The organism is Dendronalium sp. ChiSLP03b (assembly GCF_034531165.2).
Lineage (GTDB): Bacteria > Cyanobacteriota > Cyanobacteriia > Cyanobacteriales > Nostocaceae > Dendronalium > Dendronalium minutum.
This window is the reverse complement of record NZ_JAVRBR020000061.1, coordinates 104,949-122,717: the sequence shown is the minus strand read 5'-3', so window position 1 is coordinate 122,717 and position 17,769 is coordinate 104,949. Positions and strand designations below refer to the sequence as shown.

Below are 17,769 nucleotides of genomic sequence, written 5' to 3'. Positions count from 1 at the left end.
AGAAAAATGGCTAGAAGACAGTATTCCTTTAATAGCGAAGAATTTCATCCAATGCAGCCGACATCGGCAGATATCATCTTGCGGCAGCAACTAGAGTATTCTATTAGCAGATATTTTTACGAAGCTTGCGATCGCACAATTCAAAATCTCCTATCTAACTGTCGCTGGTATGTCACAACTCACGCTAGCGCAATGACATTAGTAATTGAATGTCCCGACCAAGTTACTAACTGGCGGATATTACAACAAATGGTGCCAATGGGGACGTTACTTAACAAAATTATCACCAGTGCAAAAATTCGCGTTTGTCCCCCAGAAAGTCAAGGTATACCGTTTGAAATGAGGGTAGATGAACTCGCTGTTTACCGCGATATGGCATAAATATGATGGGTAAAAAACCCAGCCAAACATTATCACTTTTTAACATTCTGTCTGATGATTGCAGCTACCTCTTCAAAAACCAGGTCAGCAGAATGTTTCACAACAGGACTTAATTCTAGTCCGAAATCAAGATTCGCCGCTTCAATTAAATAAACTGTCACATCTTCGGGAAAGTCATCATGAAATATTTTTCGTCCGGCGGCTAAAGCATTATCCCAACGAAAATTATGCAAATTATAACTGGGTTCCGGTAAAGATTCTAATTCTTTGCTCGGAACTTTAAATATAGCACCCGGTTCTGAATTAGTTGAACTGGCATCAATAATTACTAATTGTTTGCTACCTCTAGCTTGAAACATTACTTCCATACCTGCGGTTCCACAGTCATATACCTGCACATTGGTATGAGGGTTTTCAGCTAGATATTGTTGCAAGCGTTGGGCAATAATTACGCCTACTGCGTCATCACTGCGATTAAGATTACCGCAACCGATAATAGTTAGCATGGATAAATATTAAATTATTAAAGCAACTGTAAATTCAGTTAAAGCACATTAGCGAAAATGCTGCTGCTATTGATTACACACTATGTTCTTGTTTATATCTGTACAATAAATAAAATTGTTTATTTACCAAATTCTCTTAACAAGAATAATTAATTACTCTAAAAGTCAGATTAATTCTTGGTTGAACTTTTTTTGATGTTTTTGGTATCTGATGCTGCCAAAAATGCTGTGTTGAACCTGCCATAAGAAGGAAACTACCATGTGTTAACTCAATTTCTGCTTTCAAGTCCTTGTTATGTTTATGTCTAAACATAAATCTTCTTGCTCCGCCAAAGCTAACAGAAGCAATTACTGGATTATTACCTAGTTCTGGCTCGGCATCGGTGTGCCAGGAAATTCCATCATTTCCATCTCGATAAAGATTTAGCAATACGCTATTAAATCTAACTTTTGCTATCTCCTCTACTTTTTCTTTTACTTGCAACAGTGTAGATATCCAAGGTTCTGGTTCAAGATGAATACCTGAAAATGTATATGACTTACCTTTATCTCCATACCAAGCTGTTTTTCTAGGTAAATTTACTTCTTTACCATAAATCTTCATACTATCTTGTCGCCATTGAATTTCGTTAAATAAGGTTTGAAAAAGTTCATCGCTCTCTTGTAAATTAAAAAATTGTCGATAGAATATAACGTCTGCTTCTGGCATAGATATTACTTCTTTCTCAGTAATATCTGTAGGTTCATCTCTAACAGAGGAGAAGCCAGAAAATAAATCTCCCTGAATGGCATTTATAAGTGCTTTTTTTTTCATAAAATCCCTTTTTAAAGTATTATAGTAAATTGTCTTTCATATCTCTTTATTTTTCTTGTCTCAAATTGCCTATTCTTAATATAAAAAATTTCTTGATAAATATCTTCAATTCTAAGATAACGAGTGGCGTTACTCAAATAGGAAGTTGCGAAAACAAAGGCTTTGGCTGATGATACAGACAAAGCCTCTGAAGGATGGGTTATCAGTGTAGAACTAGAACTCTACACCATGTTTTCTACCAATTTCAACAAGTTTTTCACACTGATGTTGTCCTGCTTTAGTCAAAATTGCTTCTACTTTTTCTGGAGTATCACCATCTTTAGGAATTAAATACTTGACATAAAGCGATACAAAATCAGCGACGATCGCTAAACCTGATAAAGCATGTTTGTCAGCTTCTTTGCCCGCGATCGCTGCTACTAAACCTGCTTTAATGGGATCGGGTTTAACTTTCATAAACTGATCGACAAGTTTCGGAATATATTCTCCTGGCGGTAAGTTATTTAACTTACTTCTATCTGGAGTAAAGTTACATCCTGCTGCTTTGGCCTGCTCTAAAACACACCATTCTGTAAACTCTTGCAGTGCTGCTTCGGGAAGGCGAGGAAAATATTTATGTAGCGCTATATCAGACACAAGCTTACCGTTTAAATTTCAGTTTTGTTGAAGTTAATTAAGGCAAGCCTAACGCACTGTTTATAAAAGTTTTAGTACATTACGCTACAACTTTCAGCTACAAAATCAATACTAGTTATTCCAACTCATAAAATAGTGAAATTAGCGACAGCTATCTTTAAGTAAAAAATCACAGCTTTGATTTATCTCCAGCGAATAAAAACGATAGTCAATACAGATTTCGAGATTGCGGTTGATTTGGAATAGGAAACTGAGAAGGCAATTTATTACGCCATCTCAGTAAAGGTATACAGAACAATCCTAAAATAATTACTGCTCCAGTCATCAGCCAAATAAGAAACCGATTAGGTTTGTAATTACCTCGTTCAATTTGCCAAAAAACTTGGTTATATCGCCATCCAGCCAAAGCAATAGTCAAAATTCCAAAAACTACTAAAGCCACACCCAAATTTTCCGAGTTTAAGAATGATTGTACAAAAGATTCTTTTTGAGTAATAGCGATATGAAGTTGCCGCAAAAATATACTAAATCGCGCAATCACAAAACCAAAGCTAATTAATGCAACAGAAGTGCGTAGCCAAGCAAGAAAAGTGCGTTCGTTCGCTTGATGCTCCCTTTGACGGTCAATTTGTGGCAATTTACTCATGAATTCTTCTCAATCAATCTGACTCCTGACAGGGGAAGGCAAGGGGCAGAGGAGAGTGTTAGCAACTGATTCCTAACCACTGACAACTGACCCCTGAATTCTCACATTACTAACTGTGACTGAGATTTTGCTAATTCACTAGGAGCAAATGCTCCATTTTCTGTAATTATGGCTGTAATTAATTCAGCTGGAGTGACATCAAAAGCTGGATTATAAAAATCAACACCCAACGGTGTGAGGTTAGTATCGCCGACTCGATAAATTTCCTCTGGGTTGCGTTCTTCAATGGGAATTTGACTGCCATCGGATAATTCAAAATCAACTGTTGAAAGCGGCGCTGCCACGAAGAAAGGAATATTATGGGCTTTAGCTGCGATCGCTACACTATATGTACCAATTTTATTAGCGGTGTCGCCATTGGCAGCTATTCGATCCGCACCCACAACAACAGCATGAATCAAACCCTGCTTCATGCAATGGGCTGCCATGTTATCAGTAATCAATGTCACCGGAATACCTTCTTGCACGCATTCCCAAGCCGTGAGTTTAGCACCTTGCAAGCGAGGACGAGTTTCATCAGCAAATAAACGCGCTAAACGTCCTTCCCTCCAAGCGGAACGCACAACACCCAAGGCTGTGCCGTAACCAGCAGTAGCTAATGCCCCAGCGTTGCAGTGAGTCAATAGCGTCAGCTTTTCTGGAGTTCTGGGCAATACTGCCAAGCCGCGATCGCCGATCGCCTGACAAGTTTGCAAATCTTCAAGATTGATAGTTTGCGCTGTCTCAAACAAGGTTTGTTTGATTTCTTCTACTGTTCCTAGGGTTTCGTAGGCAGTTTTCAGCATCCGCCCTATTGCCCAAAATAAATTCACCGCTGTCGGACGGGTAGAACGCAACAACTGAGCAACTTTTTCTAAGCTTTCTAAAAACTCGTGGCGATCGCTTGTCTCTATTTCCCTCGCCCCCAGATACATCCCGTATGCCGCCGCAACACCAATTGCTGGCGCACCGCGCACAATCATGGTTTTAATCGCCTGCGCCATGTCTTCACTGCGGTGAATTTCCACAATTGCATACTCGTTTGGTAAGCGAGTTTGATCGATTAATGACACTGAGTCGTTGTGCCAAATCACCGGATATACCTGGGTTGTATAATCTGTCATAAAAAGAGGCAATAACTTTTTTTAACTTTATTGAGATAATAATAAACTTTTACAGATTGAAATCAAAGCGGTTGTTGTGTTGAACAACTACACCTTGATTTCAATTTATGAACGTCCTCTAATCAAGCTGCAAAATTGCAAATGCTTATAATATAAGCATTTGCGACTTGGAATTAGAGCGACATAGTACTAGGCAATCAGACTGAAATCGCTACTACTCAAAGCAATATTAGGATTCCCTAGACTGGCAAACTGAAACACTTTTCCTGCACCCAGAAGATTTCCATCTTGGTTATAGAATAAACTGCCAGTGCTTCTGCTAAAGACAATATGTGCGTTACTAGCGTTGACAAATTGATCTTCACTCACAACTGCAAAATCTGTTAAAGCCTGCCCGACATTATTAGTAACAGCATTAAAGGTGGTTTTACTCAGCACAATTTGGTCTTGTCCCACTTCAAACTGAGTAATGAAATCAACACCTAAGCTTGTGCTAAAAACCCCACTACCTTGAAACTGATATTTATCCTTCCCAGCGTTCCCTGTGAGAATATCATTGCCCAATCCTCCCCAGAGAAGATCGTCACCAGTTCCACCTGTAAGAGTATCATTGCCATTACCTCCCTGAAGATTGTCATTTCCCTCTAACCCTTGGAGTTGATCGTTTCCGTCACCGCCAATTAGAGTGTTATTGAGTGTATTACCAGTGAGACTGTCATTACCTGTGCTACCCGTTGCATTTTCGATAACGTTGTTGGCAGAGAGAATCAGTTTGAGATTGCTATTAATCGTTTGTGAGGTGGTTAGACCTAGATTTACGTTTACGGCAACTGTAGTACCGCTAAAGTTAATGGTATCAGTACTACCTGTTGTGGTTTCTGTAATTGTGTCGGTTCCCAAGGCAGTATTAGCTAGGAAAGAATAGGTATCATTCCCCGTACCACCAGACAAGGTATCATTTCCAGCACCGCCAATCAGAGTGTTATTGAGTGTATTACCAGTGAGACTGTCATTACCTGTGCCACCCGTTGCATTTTCGATAACGTTGTTGGCAGAGAGAATCAGTTTGAGATTGCTATTAATCGTTTGTGAGGTGGTTGTACCTAGATTTAGGTTTACAGCAACTGTAGTACCGCTAAAGTTAATAGTATCAGTACCACCTGTTGTGGTTTCTATAACTGTGTCGGTTCCCAAGGCAGTATTCGCTAGGAAAGAATAGGTATCATTACCAGTACCACCATACAAAGTATCATTGTCTGCACCACCTTCTAAACGGTCATCTCCCTGTTCACCAAACAGGACATCATTACCTCTAAATCCTCTGAGGGTATCATTACCTAAACCGCCGAACAACTGATCTGCGTAAGCATAAGAGGTATTACCATCAATAGTCTGAGACTGATTAACAGTATTTAAAATGAAATCTGTGGCTTGTAGTTGGCTAGGATTGATGCCATTGAGTTTTAGTTGAGATAAATCACCACCAAAAAAAGTCGTAATTAAAGCATTGTCTTGACCGTCATTACTGATGAGCAATTTCAGGGTATTCCAATCACCAATGTTGAGGCTTCTAACATCAACTTTGTCTTGTCCTCGAACAAAATCAATGACTACATCATTGTTTTGAGAGTATGCCAAGTTGAATACATCATTACCAGTACCACCATACAAAGTATCATTGCCTGCACCACCTTCTAAACGGTCATTTCCACCTAACCCAGAAAGGGTATCATTACCGTTCAAGCCTTGAATAGTATCATCTCCAGAAGTGCCGACTAAATTATCGTTCTTGTTTGTTCCTTGAATAACCATAGTTTTACTGTCCTTGGAATATCGGAATTCGGTTTGATTTTTGAAAAAGACCACGACAAAATACGGGGTTCAACGAGTGAAGTTGAACCCATGAAAACTAAAAAGCGATCGCTTGCTACTAAATTGATGCTGCTACTGAATTGATGGTATAAGAATCCTAGTAATTAACTGGATTAAGCATACAGATTATGCAGCTATCAAAGTGAATTTAAGTAATTATTTAATACCTGATGGCTTTCGGTAATTAACTAAGGTTTAACCTAACATCATATTACGCATATTAAACTTGCCGTTTTCAGAAGCGATTTATTACTCCAAAAAATTAACTAAACAACAGCAGATACTTGCTGCCCAAAGAAAGCTTGCAGCACTCTCTCTGCTATTTGATGACTAGTTAAACCTAGTTCTGTTTTAAGATTTATTCGGTTCAGCACGATCTACTAATACATCTGGCACACCAAAGCGCTTGACAGAAACGAGAATATCTGCATTTAATGATGCTTTGGCGATCGCACTACCAAAGCCACCCATGACACAGCCTTCTTCTGAGGTGACAACGCGCCCAATTTTCTTAGCTAAAGGCAAAATCAATTCTGTATCCAAAGGCTTGACAAAACGGGCATTAATCACAGTCGCCTCAACCCCGTGTTCGCTGAGAATTACCGTGACTTGCATCATTGGATAAACCATTTTGCTATAACCTACCAGTAATATATCATCGCCGTTGCGGAGAATTTTTCCTTTGCCGATTTCTAGAGGTTCTCAACCTTCTTCCATTAGGGGAACGTCGTAGCCATTGCCACGAGGATAGCGCATTGCGATCGGTTCACTGGTATGGTTAATCTCAGTTACTATAATGCATTAGTATATTCGTTTGGTAAGCGGGTGTCATAGAAAGAGGTAGTTAGTAGTTTGATATTAAATACATAATTGCTGTTTACTAACAGTTTACTATTTCTCTTATGTTACACGGGCAACGCCCTTGTCAACGAATCGAGATAATAAGTTGCTTACATGTACTTCTTTAGATATATGCTTATCATAATCAACACTACTCATATCAATTTTGGATTTCAGATTTTGGATTTTGGATAACAAGTCTTTACAAAAGGCTGTTTTCCAAATTGCCAATAATATCACCTATGCCAATTTTGGATTACTAATTAAGTAATATTGATTTTAAAAAATACTTTTTTGTTAATTAGTGAAAACTATTTTTGCTGTCAAATCACAAGGATTGTAGACTGAACGACAATGAGAAAAATAAACAGCAGAATTATGAAGCACAGGATAGTAACAATGTCATTGCTGTCCCTCGCTACTTTATTGACAACTAAAGTAGTGTATGCAGCACAGCCTAACTCTGGGAGTTATATGTATAGCCAGATGAATCAGCTACCCATTGGCTGGCAACTTGGACAAATTCTGCTTTTAATTTTTATAGCAGGTGCTTTTGGTGGCTTTATTTCCTTCTTAATGAACTTCAAGGTAACAGAAGAAGAAATATCTAGACCAATTGAGCAAAAATTAGTTCGACTAGAACAAGAACTAGCCAAACAGAATAAGAATTTAAATAAAGAGGATAGAGCAAGATTAGAAAAGCAAAAGCGCTCTGCTATTTTTAGAAGTTGCATATCGCAATCTATAATTGGTGGAGCAGCATCACCACCTGTATTAATGCTTCTCAAACCAGACAATGCTTTTACACTAATTACAATGTCATTGGTTGTAGGCTATATTGGTTCTGCCTTTTTTCGCGCCCTACAAGAGCGCATGTTGGAATATGTCAGAAGAGAAGATAGGCTGAAAGAGCAAATACAAATCCAACTGAAACAACAGTCAGATAAGATAGGACACTTGATAGAAGCTCTAGCAAAAGAAGATGTGAAAAAGGCAAAATCACTTGCCGATGAACTGAAAGGATTGTGTGCAGCTGGCTCAGCTACATTTGGTAAACAATCTGATAGTACTTTTGTGATGTCAGAAATCCATGATACAGTCAAACAACAGAAAAATGGTTATGAAGTACCCGAAGGTAAACCAGTAACCATCAATTAGAGCTTTGATTTTGCATTGTACTTGGTAAGATGCGATCGCTAATATTCTGATGGAAGTAACCCTGATTTCAAAGTTGATTTTCATCAGAGTATTCTTTAATAAAATTTCGCCTTTAGTGAATCAACAAGGCTGGGCAGATGTTCAGTGGCTGAACCTTGAAAGATAGTAAAATCATTTAGTGCCTGATAATTGAGATTTAGGTCAACAAAGTATTTCTCAGGCACGTTTTGAAAAAATTTTAATAAATTAGCAGCAGGATATACTGTAGCAGATGTGCCAATAACAATAAATACATCTACCAAAGATACCATTTGATATAAATCATCTACTATCATATCCACGGCTTCGCCAAACCAGACAACATCAGGACGTAATTGTTTACCACACTTTGGACATAAATCGCTGAACTGAACAGGTTTCTCCATAGCACCACGATAATCACATTGCCATTCAGCATCCATTGGCGGAATGCCAAAGTGCCATTCACATTTGTGGTAATCTATGCGACCGTGGAGATGCCAAACATCTTTAACGCCTGCTTTTTCCAATAGAGTATCAATATTTTGGGTAATGCAGACAACATCAAATTTACCAGCAAGTTGAGCGATCGCCAAGTGAGCAGCATTAGGCTGGCATTGTTGCATTTGGACAAATCTTTGAGCATAAAAGTCTAGCACTAGCTGTTGATTTTGCATCCAACCCACAGGTGTAGCAACATCTTCTATACGATGTCCTTCCCACAAGCCGCCCGAACCTCTAAAAGTGGGAATACCACTTTCTGCGGAAAGTCCTGCTCCACTAAAAACAACAATTTTTGGCATCATATATTCACAAACTTAGACTTGTGTAATTCAGGTTACCCACATCAACCTAAATTAGTCATAGCCAGATAGAGTTAAGTGAATATGAATAGTGTGGCTGATGGGTGCGATCGCTACGTTTGTACAGTGCATAAGTTCTAATATAAATACTGAATAGATAGTATGAGTTGCAAACATATTATCCCAAATCCCTTTTATGCACTTATTTAAAATATCCTGGAAACGAACGAGCAAGAGGTATTATTACCCTTTGCTATCCCTTAGTCTGGCATGTGTTTTGCTGTTTTCTTCAGCAGGGTTGGGTAAAGCACAGGAAACTGCTAGCCCTAGCCCTATCCAGCCAAGCAACACCAACTTTGATCGGACAAGTACTACACCATCTAGTCAGCAAACTGACAGTGAAGCCCCGACTATCTCTAAGATTCCTTCTGTCAAAAGCATCAATCCTAAGAATTTTTACATCAGCATTCCTCAATCGTGGCTTATTCAGGAAGATGTCAGTCGCTACAAAGATGAAAAGGTTGATGTAATAGTCGTGGGAGAAAATTTTCCTCAGCAAGACAATTCACCAACAAATAAAATCGATATAAAAATTGGTAAGACCCCTAACATCGTCACTACGACTGCAACAGAAGTCACAGAAGATGGAAAAGCGATTTTTGCAAGCTTTAGTAATAAGCAGTTAAAGCAATTGAGCAGAGGAACGCACCCCGTAAATATTGAAGTAGGAGGCAAGGCAACTAACATTGACCGTCAAGTAATTGATGACGAACTTCAAGTCAAGGTAATACGTCCTGTGAGCGGGTTGACAACCTTAATTGTGTTGGGTTTAGCAACAATTTGTGTGGTGCTACTTGTGCTAATCATCTATTTGCTAGCGATGCAGGCAAAAAAAGCAAACTTGCCCAACATTTTTTTACAGAAAAATAGAAATAACTTAAATACGTTTCAGTGGCTAATCTTAGATCGCAAGACAAACACCTTGAGTCTAGCCCATGCTCAGTTTGTGTGGTGGCTCACTATTATTGTTTTTGGCTATTTGTTTCTTTTCATAGGACGTGGGGCGATTCAAGGCGTATGGGAATTCGTTCCGCTATCAGGATTCGGTTATACCTTCCTCATTAGTTTGGCAACACTGGTGACGGCGCAAGCAACCTCTGAAATTCGTGGCAGCAAGGGAGCTGGAGAAGTTCATCCTGCATGGTCAGACCTAGTGGTACATGGTGGAGTATTAGCCCTAGAGCGCGTTCAGCAGGTGGTTTGGAATATAATTATTGGCATTGCTTTTATAGTCATCCTCTTAGTTACTTATACGACTGCGTCTTCTTTACCAACCATCCCCACTGAACTTTTGGCACTAATGGGAATCAGTGCCGGTGGCTATATCGGTGGCAAAGCTGTCCGTAAGGCGGGAGCGAATATCAATCAAGTAGTGCTTTATGCCCCTTCTAACGACTCTCCCGATTACATCAGCATCGCTGGCGCTAATTTTTCCCTAGGAGGGAAGATATTAAATTCTGAGGGACAAGAGGTAATTAATACGCAGATTAGGGATGCTGGGGTAATCATTCAATTAGTCTACTTAGATAGTAAAACTCGGGAGGAAATTCCAAATACGCTGGTTGAAGTCAAAAAAGACGATATCATCACCATGAAGACCGATCCCGATGCTCCTATGGAATTTTGTAGAAGGTTAAAAATTCCTTTGAAAAATCTTAGAGGGCTTCCTACAGAGGATTGGTTAGCAAAATTTACCGCTCATTTTGATAGTAGAGAAGTCAAAATCACCATTATTAATGCGGATGGGCAGCGGGCTGTCTGGGATGGTTCTATTATTGCACCCGAACGGGAAACACCTCCGCCAGCTGTAGAATCAAACTCAGCAACAGAACTCCAAACATCAGAAAGCTTCAATTGAGAGGATTCTACTCAAGATTTTTTTTGTGCGTAGTGCTTATACCATTTCACAAAATTTCTGATAAAGTTCGCTCCCCCGGCTTGCCTAAATGTATCAACCTTAAAGTACAACGGTATTAGTGGGGGCGATCGCTAATATTTACAAAAATAACCCCTACAACAGGGGTTATTTTTATAAGACTATTTTTCTTACTGCACTTTTCAAGTCATTGAACCATACCACTGCCAACTCCCTTCTGAGTTGCGGTCTAAATACCTGAAAACTGCTATAAGTGTAAGCTATTCACTCCCAACTAACTAAACAACAGCAGATACTTGCTGCTCAAAGAAAGCTTGCATCACTCTTTCTGCTATTTGCGGACTACTTAAACCCAACTCTGCCTTAGATTGATTCGGTTCAGCATGATCTACTAACACATCTGGCACACCAATGCGCTTGACGGGAACCACAATATCGGCATCCAAGAGGGCTTCTGCCACCGCAGAACCAAAGCCACCCATGACACAGCCTTCTTCCAAGGTGACGACGCGCCCAATTTTGTTAGCCAAAGGCAAAATCAATTCTGTATCCAAAGGCTTGACGAAACGGGCATTAATTACAGTTGCTTCAATGCCGTGTTCGCTAAGAATTTCAGCGACTTGCATACTTGGATAGACCATTGTGCCATAGCCAACGATCAACACATCATCGCCTGTACGCAGGATTTCTCCTTTGCCGATTTCCAAAGGTTCCCAACCTTCTTCCATCAGAGGAACGCCATGACCATTACCACGGGGGAAGCGCATAGCTATTGGGCCACTAGTATGGTTAATCCCAGTTACTATCATCCGTTGCAGTTCTGCTTCGTCTTTGGGTGCCATCATTACCATGTTGGGGATGCAACGCAGATAGGCGATGTCATACATACCTTGGTGAGTAGGCCCATCAGCACCGACAATTCCCGCCCTGTCTAAGCAGAAGAACACTGGCAGGTTTTGGATACAAACATCGTGAATTATTTGGTCGTAGGCTCGTTGCAGGAAGGTAGAGTAAATAGCAGCAACGGGGCGCATACCTTCAGATGCCAATCCCGCAGCTAAGGTGACAGCATGTTGTTCGGCGATGCCTACATCAATATATTGATTAGGCAGTTTTGCCTGAAGTTTGTCTAAGCCTGTTCCCGTTGCCATTGCCGCAGTGATTCCAATGATTTTCGGGTTTTGTTCGGCAAGTTTTACGAGGGTATGGGAAAAGACTTTAGCATAAGCGGGTGGTTTTGGCTTGCTGGAAGGAATAGCTTTACCTGTAGTCAGGTTAAATGGGCTTTGGGCGTGGTAGCCGACTTGGTCTTGTTCGGCAATTTCATAACCTTTGCCCTTCACCGTTGCCACATGTACCAAAACTGGCCCTGATATCTGATGCGCTTGCTGAAAGGTCGCAATCAATTCTTCTAAATTATGTCCATCTACTGGCCCCATGTAGGTAAAGCCCAGTTCTTCAAAAACTGCACCTACCTTGGGAACCGCTAGACGCTTCATCCCTTCTTTGATGCGTCCGAGTTCGGGAGACAGGGATTCGCCAACGAAAGGAATTTGCTTGAATTGTTCCTGAAAATTATCTTTGATGAACTGCACCGGTGGACTAAGGCGCATTTTGTTGAGGTAACGAGGAATCGCACCCACATTTGGAGATATGGACATCTCGTTGTCGTTGAGAACAACCAGCAGGTTAGTTTTGGGCATGTGTCCAGCATGATTGATGGCTTCTAATGCCATACCTCCAGTCAGGGCACCATCGCCAATGACGGCGACTGCTTTAAATTTTTCCCCTTTCATGTCTCTTGCTAAAGCCATGCCCAGCGCTGCTGAGATACTGGTAGACGCATGTCCCGCGCCAAAGTGATCGAACTTGCTTTCACACCGCTTGAGATAACCAGCAACTCCGTCTTTTTGCCTTAAGGTGTGGAAGTTACTGTAGCGTCCGGTGAGTAATTTATGGGGATAGGCTTGGTGTCCGACATCCCAAATAACTTTATCCCGATCTAAGTCTAGTGTCTGGTAAAGCCCTAGCGTTAATTCTACAACACCCAAACCAGGCCCCAGATGCCCTCCACTTGCGGCTACCGTTTGTAAGTGCTTATCTCGAATCTGACGGGCAATCTGTTGTAGCTGCCGGATCGATAAACCGTGCAACTGATTGGGATGGGTGATTTCACTCAGATGCATATTATAGGGTGTTCCTCTCTAATCTCTACTTCTGGTATTCTGATTCTCCCACGGTCGGGTTATCCCCAGAATCATGCCAAAACCAAGTTGCAATCCGCAGCGTAATTAGGGTAACAGTTATCACACAGAGGCAGAACTGTTACTTATTAAACAGTTATGATAATTACCTTGGAGACTGCAATTAAGTACATTCAGTCTAATTAAAGCAACACGGAAACCTAGGGTGATTCTGGGCTATCGGGAACACGGGGAACTTCCGGGGTTTCCGGTAGTTGCTGCTGTCTCTGTAAATATTTACTTAACAGGTATACCATATCCCCCCGGGTCATTGGTCGTAATGGGGAAATATTATTTTGGGCATCTGTGTTGATAAATCCTTCAGAAACTACTGTGGCGATCGCTTTTCTGGCCCAAGTGGGAATGGAAGCTGCATCTGGATATGAGGCAAGAGTTTCATTGACGCTATCATCAGAAAACTGAAATACACCATAAGCTTGGGCAAAAATTGCCAAACCTTCTGCCCTTGTCACCTTTTGATTGGGAAAAAATAAATTACCCCGATAGCCTTTCATGATGTCAGTTTTTAAAACTATCTGGATATCATTAAATGCCCAATAGGAGGGTGGTACATCTGGCACAGATATAGATTTTTCTTGTTGAGCTGCTTCTCGTTTATCTAGGCGAAATGCTTTCACCAAAATAGCAGCTAATTCTGCACGACTGATCTCTCTTTGAGGGTAAAAATTTCCATCAGGTGAGTTGGTCATCAACTTGGCTGCAACTACCTGTTTAATTGCTTCTGATGACACTCCTGCATTTTGTTCTGGCACTTGAGCTTGAACAATTGCTGGAAAGTTCTGAAGTAGTAATACTAAGGATAGAGTACCTAGCAACTTTCGCATGTTTCTCACAATTTTCAATCTGCTATTCTGCATCTATAACAACTGTGCTAACAACCTGAATTGGCAATGCCCAGTATATTGACTGTTGACTATAGTGACGTTTTTCGCTTAGTAAAGTTGCCAGCCATTCTTAAAAAAAGACATTGGCAAATTATAACGAGTAAATTACACATAACTTAGGCATATTAAAATAATATTTTAGTTAACATTTTTAGTAAATTCAGATTGAATTTGGTAAAATATTTTAGATTTACTCTTTCTAGTCTATATTAACTACTTTTACTTAAATATTTAGTAAAATATTTTAGCAATTGGATATGCCAAGTTATATCTTTGAGGTATTGCATTCTCAACCAAGATAGCGAAACAGATAAAAGTTAAGCATAAAAAAGTAATATTTTTGACTTTATATGTATAACCTTACGTAGTTTACAATACCAGCCGAGCAACATTATAAATAAAATATTAATAAGTTTTTGTGTATTTAAAAATTCATACCTATTGGCTGAAACGATCGAGAATTTTGCTTGAGTGAATTTTGAAATGCTGAGGATGTAGTATATTCGACCGTGATAGTGCTATCTATTTCAGGAGTTTGGGAATGACCGCAACAGCAGATCCCGTGACGTTGATGAAGCAAGAAGTTGGTAAAGCTGCCGCTGCCCTGGTAAAATCAGGTTCGATTGTTGGATTAGGTACGGGGTCAACCACAGCCTATACAATTCAGTTTTTGGGCGATCGCCTCAAGTCTGGCGAAATTAAAGATATTGTTGGCATCCCTACCTCATTTCAATCAGAAGTGCTAGCCAAGCAATACGGCGTTCCTCTGACCACCTTAGACGCTGCTGACCGCATTGATATCGCCATTGATGGGGCAGATGAAGTCGATCCCCAGAAAAATCTCATTAAAGGCGGCGGTGCAGCCCATACCCGTGAAAAAGTAGTTGATTACCTAGCAGAGCAATTCATCGTTGTGGTAGATAGTGGTAAGTTAGTAGACCGTTTGGGTTCTAGTTTCGCCGTACCAGTGGAAGTCATACCAATGGCGATCGCGCCTGTCACCAATACCATAAAAAAACTTGGCGGTAAACCCGAACTCCGTATGGGTGTAAAAAAAGCTGGCCCAGTGATTACCGACCAAGGAAATTTCGTCTTAGATGTCAGATTTGACTCTATTGACGACCCAGTTAATCTAGAAAAAACCCTGAATAATATTCCCGGTGTTCTAGAAAATGGTATCTTCGTCAATTGTGTAGATTTAGTATTAATTGGTGAGGTTAAAGACGGTCAGCCATTGGTGCGACAACTTTGAAGAAGGCAGAAGGTGAGGCCGTCTTGGCAGTTCCCATTGATGGGGGACTCGCTAACGCTACGCTATGGCAACTTCTCTTTGCAGCGCTGATTCACCACAACGGAGTGGCTCCCCAAGTAGAGGAAGTGGCATCCAAGACTGCGACTGCTTCACCTTCTGCTCTCTGCCTTCTGCCTTTCTTGCTAAACCACTAACTGAACTACGCCCCACTGTCCATTTGTCAACCAAGCAGGGTCAGATTTTGCTACTTCCTCGATAACTTGAGATTTTAAACCGACCACTACCTCTGACTTGAGAGTGCGTAAGGCTACCATTGGTGCAGGTAAGTAGCAGACTATATCTGCAATGTTGGTGGTAAAATCCCAATGGCGATCGTCTAATAATCGCCGATAATTCGCATCTCCTTTGACTACAATCAAACTCGCATTAGCTAACTCATTTTTGAGCGAGTTGGGTATTTCCCAAAATGCTAAAGGTGAAGTCCAAAAGTAATCTTCAGACAACACTAAACGCCCCGATCCAATATTTTAGGCTACTGGAGTAATATAGCCGCATACTGAACTTTACACTAACCCATTACCAACTAGCTGTTAGAGAAGCTGCTGCTACGGGAAAACTTAAAACAAGCCCCTATGTTGAATAACTTGAGATGATTCATATTACAAATTATCGAGGTTTGATTCTCTGTTAGCAATTTCAATCAATATGAAAGTACTACCCTATAATACCTTTACGATTTTGACAACTGACCCACTGCCTATAGTTCTGCAACGACTGGGTGCAAAAGTTGAGCCTACGAAAATATTCAGATTTTCAACAAAACATGCACCCTATCAAGGAACCATTTCTGAACAAGGCTTTCAAATCAGTCGCATAATTCACTATCGTAACTCATTTTTACCAGTAATTCGGGGAGACTTTGAAGTACAACCTCATCAAACAGCAGTTCATATCCAAATGAGCCTACACCCTTTTGTTATGGCATTTTTAGGATTCTGGTTTTTATGCTGGTATGGTGCAGTTGTTCCTGTAACATTGGCAAATGCGATGCCTAGTAATATGGCTGCGGTATTTTTAGGGATGCCTATAGTGATGTTGATTGTCTTCTGGATAGCTTTTTGGACAGAAGCAAATCGCAGCCACAGTGAATTGGCTCAAATTATTCAGGGACAAGTATAGTTAGGAATGCGATCGCAATTACAGATGATACTCTTCAAGGGACGCTAAGACTTAGGGCTGATATCGATTCATTCTTGCCCAATCTTGAGTTGAGCCAACGTTCGGATTTTCAGTTGGATCGTTCGTACCATAGATTTGTCCTTGACGGTTAATCCAAAAGTAGTTGTAGCTTGTCGGCAGTTCGACGTTCGCATATCCATATGGATTCGTCCAAGTTGTCACATTGCCAAGGTTCTCGCGGAATTGAAAGTTTTGACGATCTACAGATTCACCTCGTTGGCGGTTCACCTCTTCCCAGGTGCGCGCAGACCATTCACGATATTCTCTGAGCCGCTGCCCTTCGGCAAGCGAGATTTCTATGTTCTGGGCCATAATCCCTTGTATTCCGAATGCAGCTCCATTTGTTGCCATAACCTGACCCGCTACCTGCGGTAACCATGAAGCATAATTAACCCACTGTGATTCATGCGATGCTGCACAAGTCATCACCATCGTACATATGTTGTAGCTATATGCCACACTGCACTTGGCCATCCCTCGGCAAGGGATACCATTGAACATGTATGTGTAGTCAAATTCATAAGCAACTGTGCATCCAGCAATCGGTTGAGCTTGGCGGGGCTGACTAATCCGAAGTTCATAAGGTTGCATTGCCAGGAGCTTCTCGTAGACAAACTGCCAAGGATTGTAGTTTGCTGGCAGTCCGGAATTTCCTACCATGATAGTAAGAGCAGCATTGTCTGGGGAAAAAAGGACAACGGCAAATTGCCCATCTTCGACCACGCGCCAGCCACTTGGTACTACATAATTGAAGTACTGTCCGCGCTGGATTGATAGCGAGCCAGAGCCAGAAGCCTGAGGAGAAAAAGAAGACTGGTTGTAGTTGTACATGAGCTTTGCAGATTTCGGGTTTTGAGGCGATTAAATAGAAATTCTTAATTAGTAACTTTACTAGATACATCTTGAATATGCGTTTTTACGGACTGTAGCGCAATATTGCTCCAGTGGGATGTAACAATCTTAAAAAGTAGCAAAATCATCACTGCGTTCTTTCTTAGGGTTGCTGTAGGTATCGCATGACGTTGATACGTTCTACAATTCGATAAAGATAGGCGAGGCAAATAAGTGAGTAATAGCAAGGAAAAAACTGTTAAAGCAATAGAAATAGCAAATTTACTACGTAAAGCATTGTTACAAGATGGCAAGATGGAACTTACTCTTTACAAGTACGAATTAGAAGAACATATTGACTACTGGTATGATGGCAGAAGAGTTAGCAAATAACATTATCTCAGTCAATGGAGTTAAGACTGTATCCTCACACCTGACAGGAGATAGGCGTATACCATCAGCTAATTCCTTGAAATGGTGGTTTGAAAAACCTAACATCTAGCAGCCTCAAAAATTTCACTTTTTT

The 17,769-nt window shown here is 40.7% G+C and carries 18 protein-coding genes and 2 pseudogenes; 7 read left to right on the top strand and 13 right to left on the bottom strand.

What is annotated here, in order from left to right:
• Positions 1-6 precede the first annotated feature (6 nt).
• Positions 7-381: a hypothetical protein gene (locus RMY31_RS15865; RefSeq protein ID WP_322665176.1), complete on the top strand. Its 375-nt coding sequence runs from the start codon at positions 7-9 to the stop codon at positions 379-381.
• Between the two features lie 32 nt (positions 382-413).
• Here RMY31_RS15865 and RMY31_RS15860 read toward each other — a convergent pair whose 3' ends face one another.
• The 7 genes and pseudogenes from RMY31_RS15860 to RMY31_RS15830 form a co-directional block, all read right to left on the bottom strand.
• Positions 414-887, bottom strand: coding sequence for a hydrogenase maturation protease (locus RMY31_RS15860; RefSeq protein WP_322665178.1), 474 nt, complete (start codon positions 885-887; stop codon positions 414-416).
• 136 nt (positions 888-1,023) lie between these two features.
• A complete protein-coding gene (locus RMY31_RS15855) occupies positions 1,024-1,701 on the bottom strand; it encodes an alpha-ketoglutarate-dependent dioxygenase AlkB (protein WP_322665180.1) in 678 nt (225 codons plus the stop codon).
• Between the two features lie 213 nt (positions 1,702-1,914).
• Positions 1,915-2,337: a hypothetical protein gene (locus RMY31_RS15850; protein ID WP_322665182.1), complete on the bottom strand. Its 423-nt coding sequence runs from the start codon at positions 2,335-2,337 to the stop codon at positions 1,915-1,917.
• Between the two features lie 208 nt (positions 2,338-2,545).
• Entirely contained in the window at positions 2,546-2,983 is a 438-nt protein-coding gene (locus RMY31_RS15845; RefSeq protein WP_322665184.1) for a YidH family protein, read from the bottom strand.
• A 101-nt stretch (positions 2,984-3,084) separates the two neighbouring features.
• Positions 3,085-4,146 (bottom strand): S-methyl-5-thioribose-1-phosphate isomerase, encoded by a 1,062-nt coding sequence (gene mtnA, locus RMY31_RS15840; RefSeq protein WP_322665186.1) that lies wholly within the window; start codon positions 4,144-4,146, stop codon positions 3,085-3,087.
• Positions 4,147-4,335: 189 nt separating this feature from the next.
• Entirely contained in the window at positions 4,336-5,958 is a 1,623-nt protein-coding gene (locus RMY31_RS15835; protein ID WP_322665188.1) for a calcium-binding protein, read from the bottom strand.
• A gap of 326 nt (positions 5,959-6,284) precedes the next feature.
• A pseudogene (locus RMY31_RS15830) lies at positions 6,285-6,816 on the bottom strand (transketolase C-terminal domain-containing protein); the annotation flags it as partial.
• Between the two features lie 441 nt (positions 6,817-7,257).
• Here RMY31_RS15830 and RMY31_RS15825 point away from each other — a divergent pair.
• Positions 7,258-8,016, top strand: coding sequence for a hypothetical protein (locus RMY31_RS15825; RefSeq protein ID WP_322665190.1), 759 nt, complete (start codon positions 7,258-7,260; stop codon positions 8,014-8,016).
• A gap of 95 nt (positions 8,017-8,111) precedes the next feature.
• Here RMY31_RS15825 and RMY31_RS15820 read toward each other — a convergent pair whose 3' ends face one another.
• Positions 8,112-8,840: an SIR2 family NAD-dependent protein deacylase gene (locus RMY31_RS15820; protein WP_322665192.1), complete on the bottom strand. Its 729-nt coding sequence runs from the start codon at positions 8,838-8,840 to the stop codon at positions 8,112-8,114.
• Between the two features lie 51 nt (positions 8,841-8,891).
• Positions 8,892-9,014, bottom strand: a complete 123-nt coding sequence (locus tag RMY31_RS15815; protein WP_322665194.1) for a hypothetical protein — start codon at positions 9,012-9,014, stop codon at positions 8,892-8,894.
• Positions 9,015-9,114: 100 nt separating this feature from the next.
• Here RMY31_RS15815 and RMY31_RS15810 point away from each other — a divergent pair, with 100 nt between their 5' ends.
• Complete coding sequence (locus RMY31_RS15810) at positions 9,115-10,755, top strand: hypothetical protein (RefSeq protein ID WP_322665196.1); 1,641 nt, start codon at positions 9,115-9,117, stop codon at positions 10,753-10,755.
• Between the two features lie 296 nt (positions 10,756-11,051).
• On the opposite strand, the gene dxs is transcribed toward RMY31_RS15810, so the two are convergent.
• Positions 11,052-12,959: a 1-deoxy-D-xylulose-5-phosphate synthase gene (dxs, locus tag RMY31_RS15805; protein WP_322665198.1), complete on the bottom strand. Its 1,908-nt coding sequence runs from the start codon at positions 12,957-12,959 to the stop codon at positions 11,052-11,054.
• Positions 12,960-13,177: 218 nt separating this feature from the next.
• Positions 13,178-13,861: an S-layer homology domain-containing protein gene (locus tag RMY31_RS15800; RefSeq protein ID WP_322665199.1), complete on the bottom strand. Its 684-nt coding sequence runs from the start codon at positions 13,859-13,861 to the stop codon at positions 13,178-13,180.
• Positions 13,862-14,462: 601 nt separating this feature from the next.
• On the opposite strand from RMY31_RS15800, the gene rpiA reads away from it, so the two are divergent.
• Both rpiA and RMY31_RS15790 read left to right on the top strand, forming a co-directional pair.
• Complete coding sequence (gene rpiA / locus RMY31_RS15795) at positions 14,463-15,173, top strand: ribose-5-phosphate isomerase RpiA (protein WP_322665201.1); 711 nt, start codon at positions 14,463-14,465, stop codon at positions 15,171-15,173.
• Positions 15,170-15,367: a hypothetical protein gene (locus tag RMY31_RS15790; RefSeq protein WP_322665202.1), complete on the top strand. Its 198-nt coding sequence runs from the start codon at positions 15,170-15,172 to the stop codon at positions 15,365-15,367. The genes rpiA and RMY31_RS15790 overlap by 4 nt, the downstream gene beginning before the upstream one ends.
• Here the strand turns inward: RMY31_RS15790 and RMY31_RS15785 are convergent.
• Positions 15,356-15,697, bottom strand: a pseudogene (locus tag RMY31_RS15785) (ARMT1-like domain-containing protein); the annotation flags it as partial. The gene RMY31_RS15790 and the pseudogene RMY31_RS15785 overlap by 12 nt on opposite strands.
• A 181-nt stretch (positions 15,698-15,878) precedes the next feature.
• On the opposite strand from RMY31_RS15785, the gene RMY31_RS15780 reads away from it, so the two are divergent.
• Positions 15,879-16,352 carry a hypothetical protein gene (locus RMY31_RS15780; RefSeq protein WP_322665203.1) on the top strand — a complete coding sequence of 158 codons (474 nt, stop codon included), beginning with the start codon at positions 15,879-15,881 and terminating at the stop codon, positions 16,350-16,352.
• A 51-nt stretch (positions 16,353-16,403) separates the two neighbouring features.
• Here RMY31_RS15780 and RMY31_RS15775 read toward each other — a convergent pair whose 3' ends face one another.
• A complete protein-coding gene (locus RMY31_RS15775; protein ID WP_322665205.1) occupies positions 16,404-17,243 on the bottom strand; it encodes a hypothetical protein in 840 nt (279 codons plus the stop codon).
• A gap of 234 nt (positions 17,244-17,477) precedes the next feature.
• On the opposite strand from RMY31_RS15775, the gene RMY31_RS15770 reads away from it, so the two are divergent.
• A complete protein-coding gene (locus tag RMY31_RS15770) occupies positions 17,478-17,636 on the top strand; it encodes a hypothetical protein (RefSeq protein WP_322665206.1) in 159 nt (52 codons plus the stop codon).
• Positions 17,637-17,769: the final 133 nt, after the last annotated feature.

What these genes read in the sequence shown, in the direction of transcription:
- RMY31_RS15865 (WP_322665176.1), top strand. Translation starts at nt 7, where the DNA reads ATGGCTAGAAGACAGTATTCCTTTAATAGCGAAGAATTTCATCCAATG.
- RMY31_RS15860 (WP_322665178.1), bottom strand. Translation starts at nt 887, where the DNA reads ATGCTAACTATTATCGGTTGCGGTAATCTTAATCGCAGTGATGACGCA.
- RMY31_RS15855 (WP_322665180.1), bottom strand. Translation starts at nt 1,701, where the DNA reads ATGAAAAAAAAAGCACTTATAAATGCCATTCAGGGAGATTTATTTTCT.
- RMY31_RS15845 (WP_322665184.1), bottom strand. Translation starts at nt 2,983, where the DNA reads ATGAGTAAATTGCCACAAATTGACCGTCAAAGGGAGCATCAAGCGAAC.
- mtnA (WP_322665186.1), bottom strand. Translation starts at nt 4,146, where the DNA reads ATGACAGATTATACAACCCAGGTATATCCGGTGATTTGGCACAACGAC.
- RMY31_RS15835 (WP_322665188.1), bottom strand. Translation starts at nt 5,958, where the DNA reads ATGGTTATTCAAGGAACAAACAAGAACGATAATTTAGTCGGCACTTCT.
- RMY31_RS15825 (WP_322665190.1), top strand. Translation starts at nt 7,258, where the DNA reads ATGTCATTGCTGTCCCTCGCTACTTTATTGACAACTAAAGTAGTGTAT.
- RMY31_RS15820 (WP_322665192.1), bottom strand. Translation starts at nt 8,840, where the DNA reads ATGATGCCAAAAATTGTTGTTTTTAGTGGAGCAGGACTTTCCGCAGAA.
- RMY31_RS15815 (WP_322665194.1), bottom strand. Translation starts at nt 9,014, where the DNA reads ATGTTTGCAACTCATACTATCTATTCAGTATTTATATTAGAACTTATG.
- dxs (WP_322665198.1), bottom strand. Translation starts at nt 12,959, where the DNA reads ATGCATCTGAGTGAAATCACCCATCCCAATCAGTTGCACGGTTTATCG.
- RMY31_RS15800 (WP_322665199.1), bottom strand. Translation starts at nt 13,861, where the DNA reads ATGCGAAAGTTGCTAGGTACTCTATCCTTAGTATTACTACTTCAGAAC.
- rpiA (WP_322665201.1), top strand. Translation starts at nt 14,463, where the DNA reads ATGACCGCAACAGCAGATCCCGTGACGTTGATGAAGCAAGAAGTTGGT.
- RMY31_RS15780 (WP_322665203.1), top strand. Translation starts at nt 15,879, where the DNA reads ATGAAAGTACTACCCTATAATACCTTTACGATTTTGACAACTGACCCA.
- RMY31_RS15775 (WP_322665205.1), bottom strand. Translation starts at nt 17,243, where the DNA reads ATGTACAACTACAACCAGTCTTCTTTTTCTCCTCAGGCTTCTGGCTCT.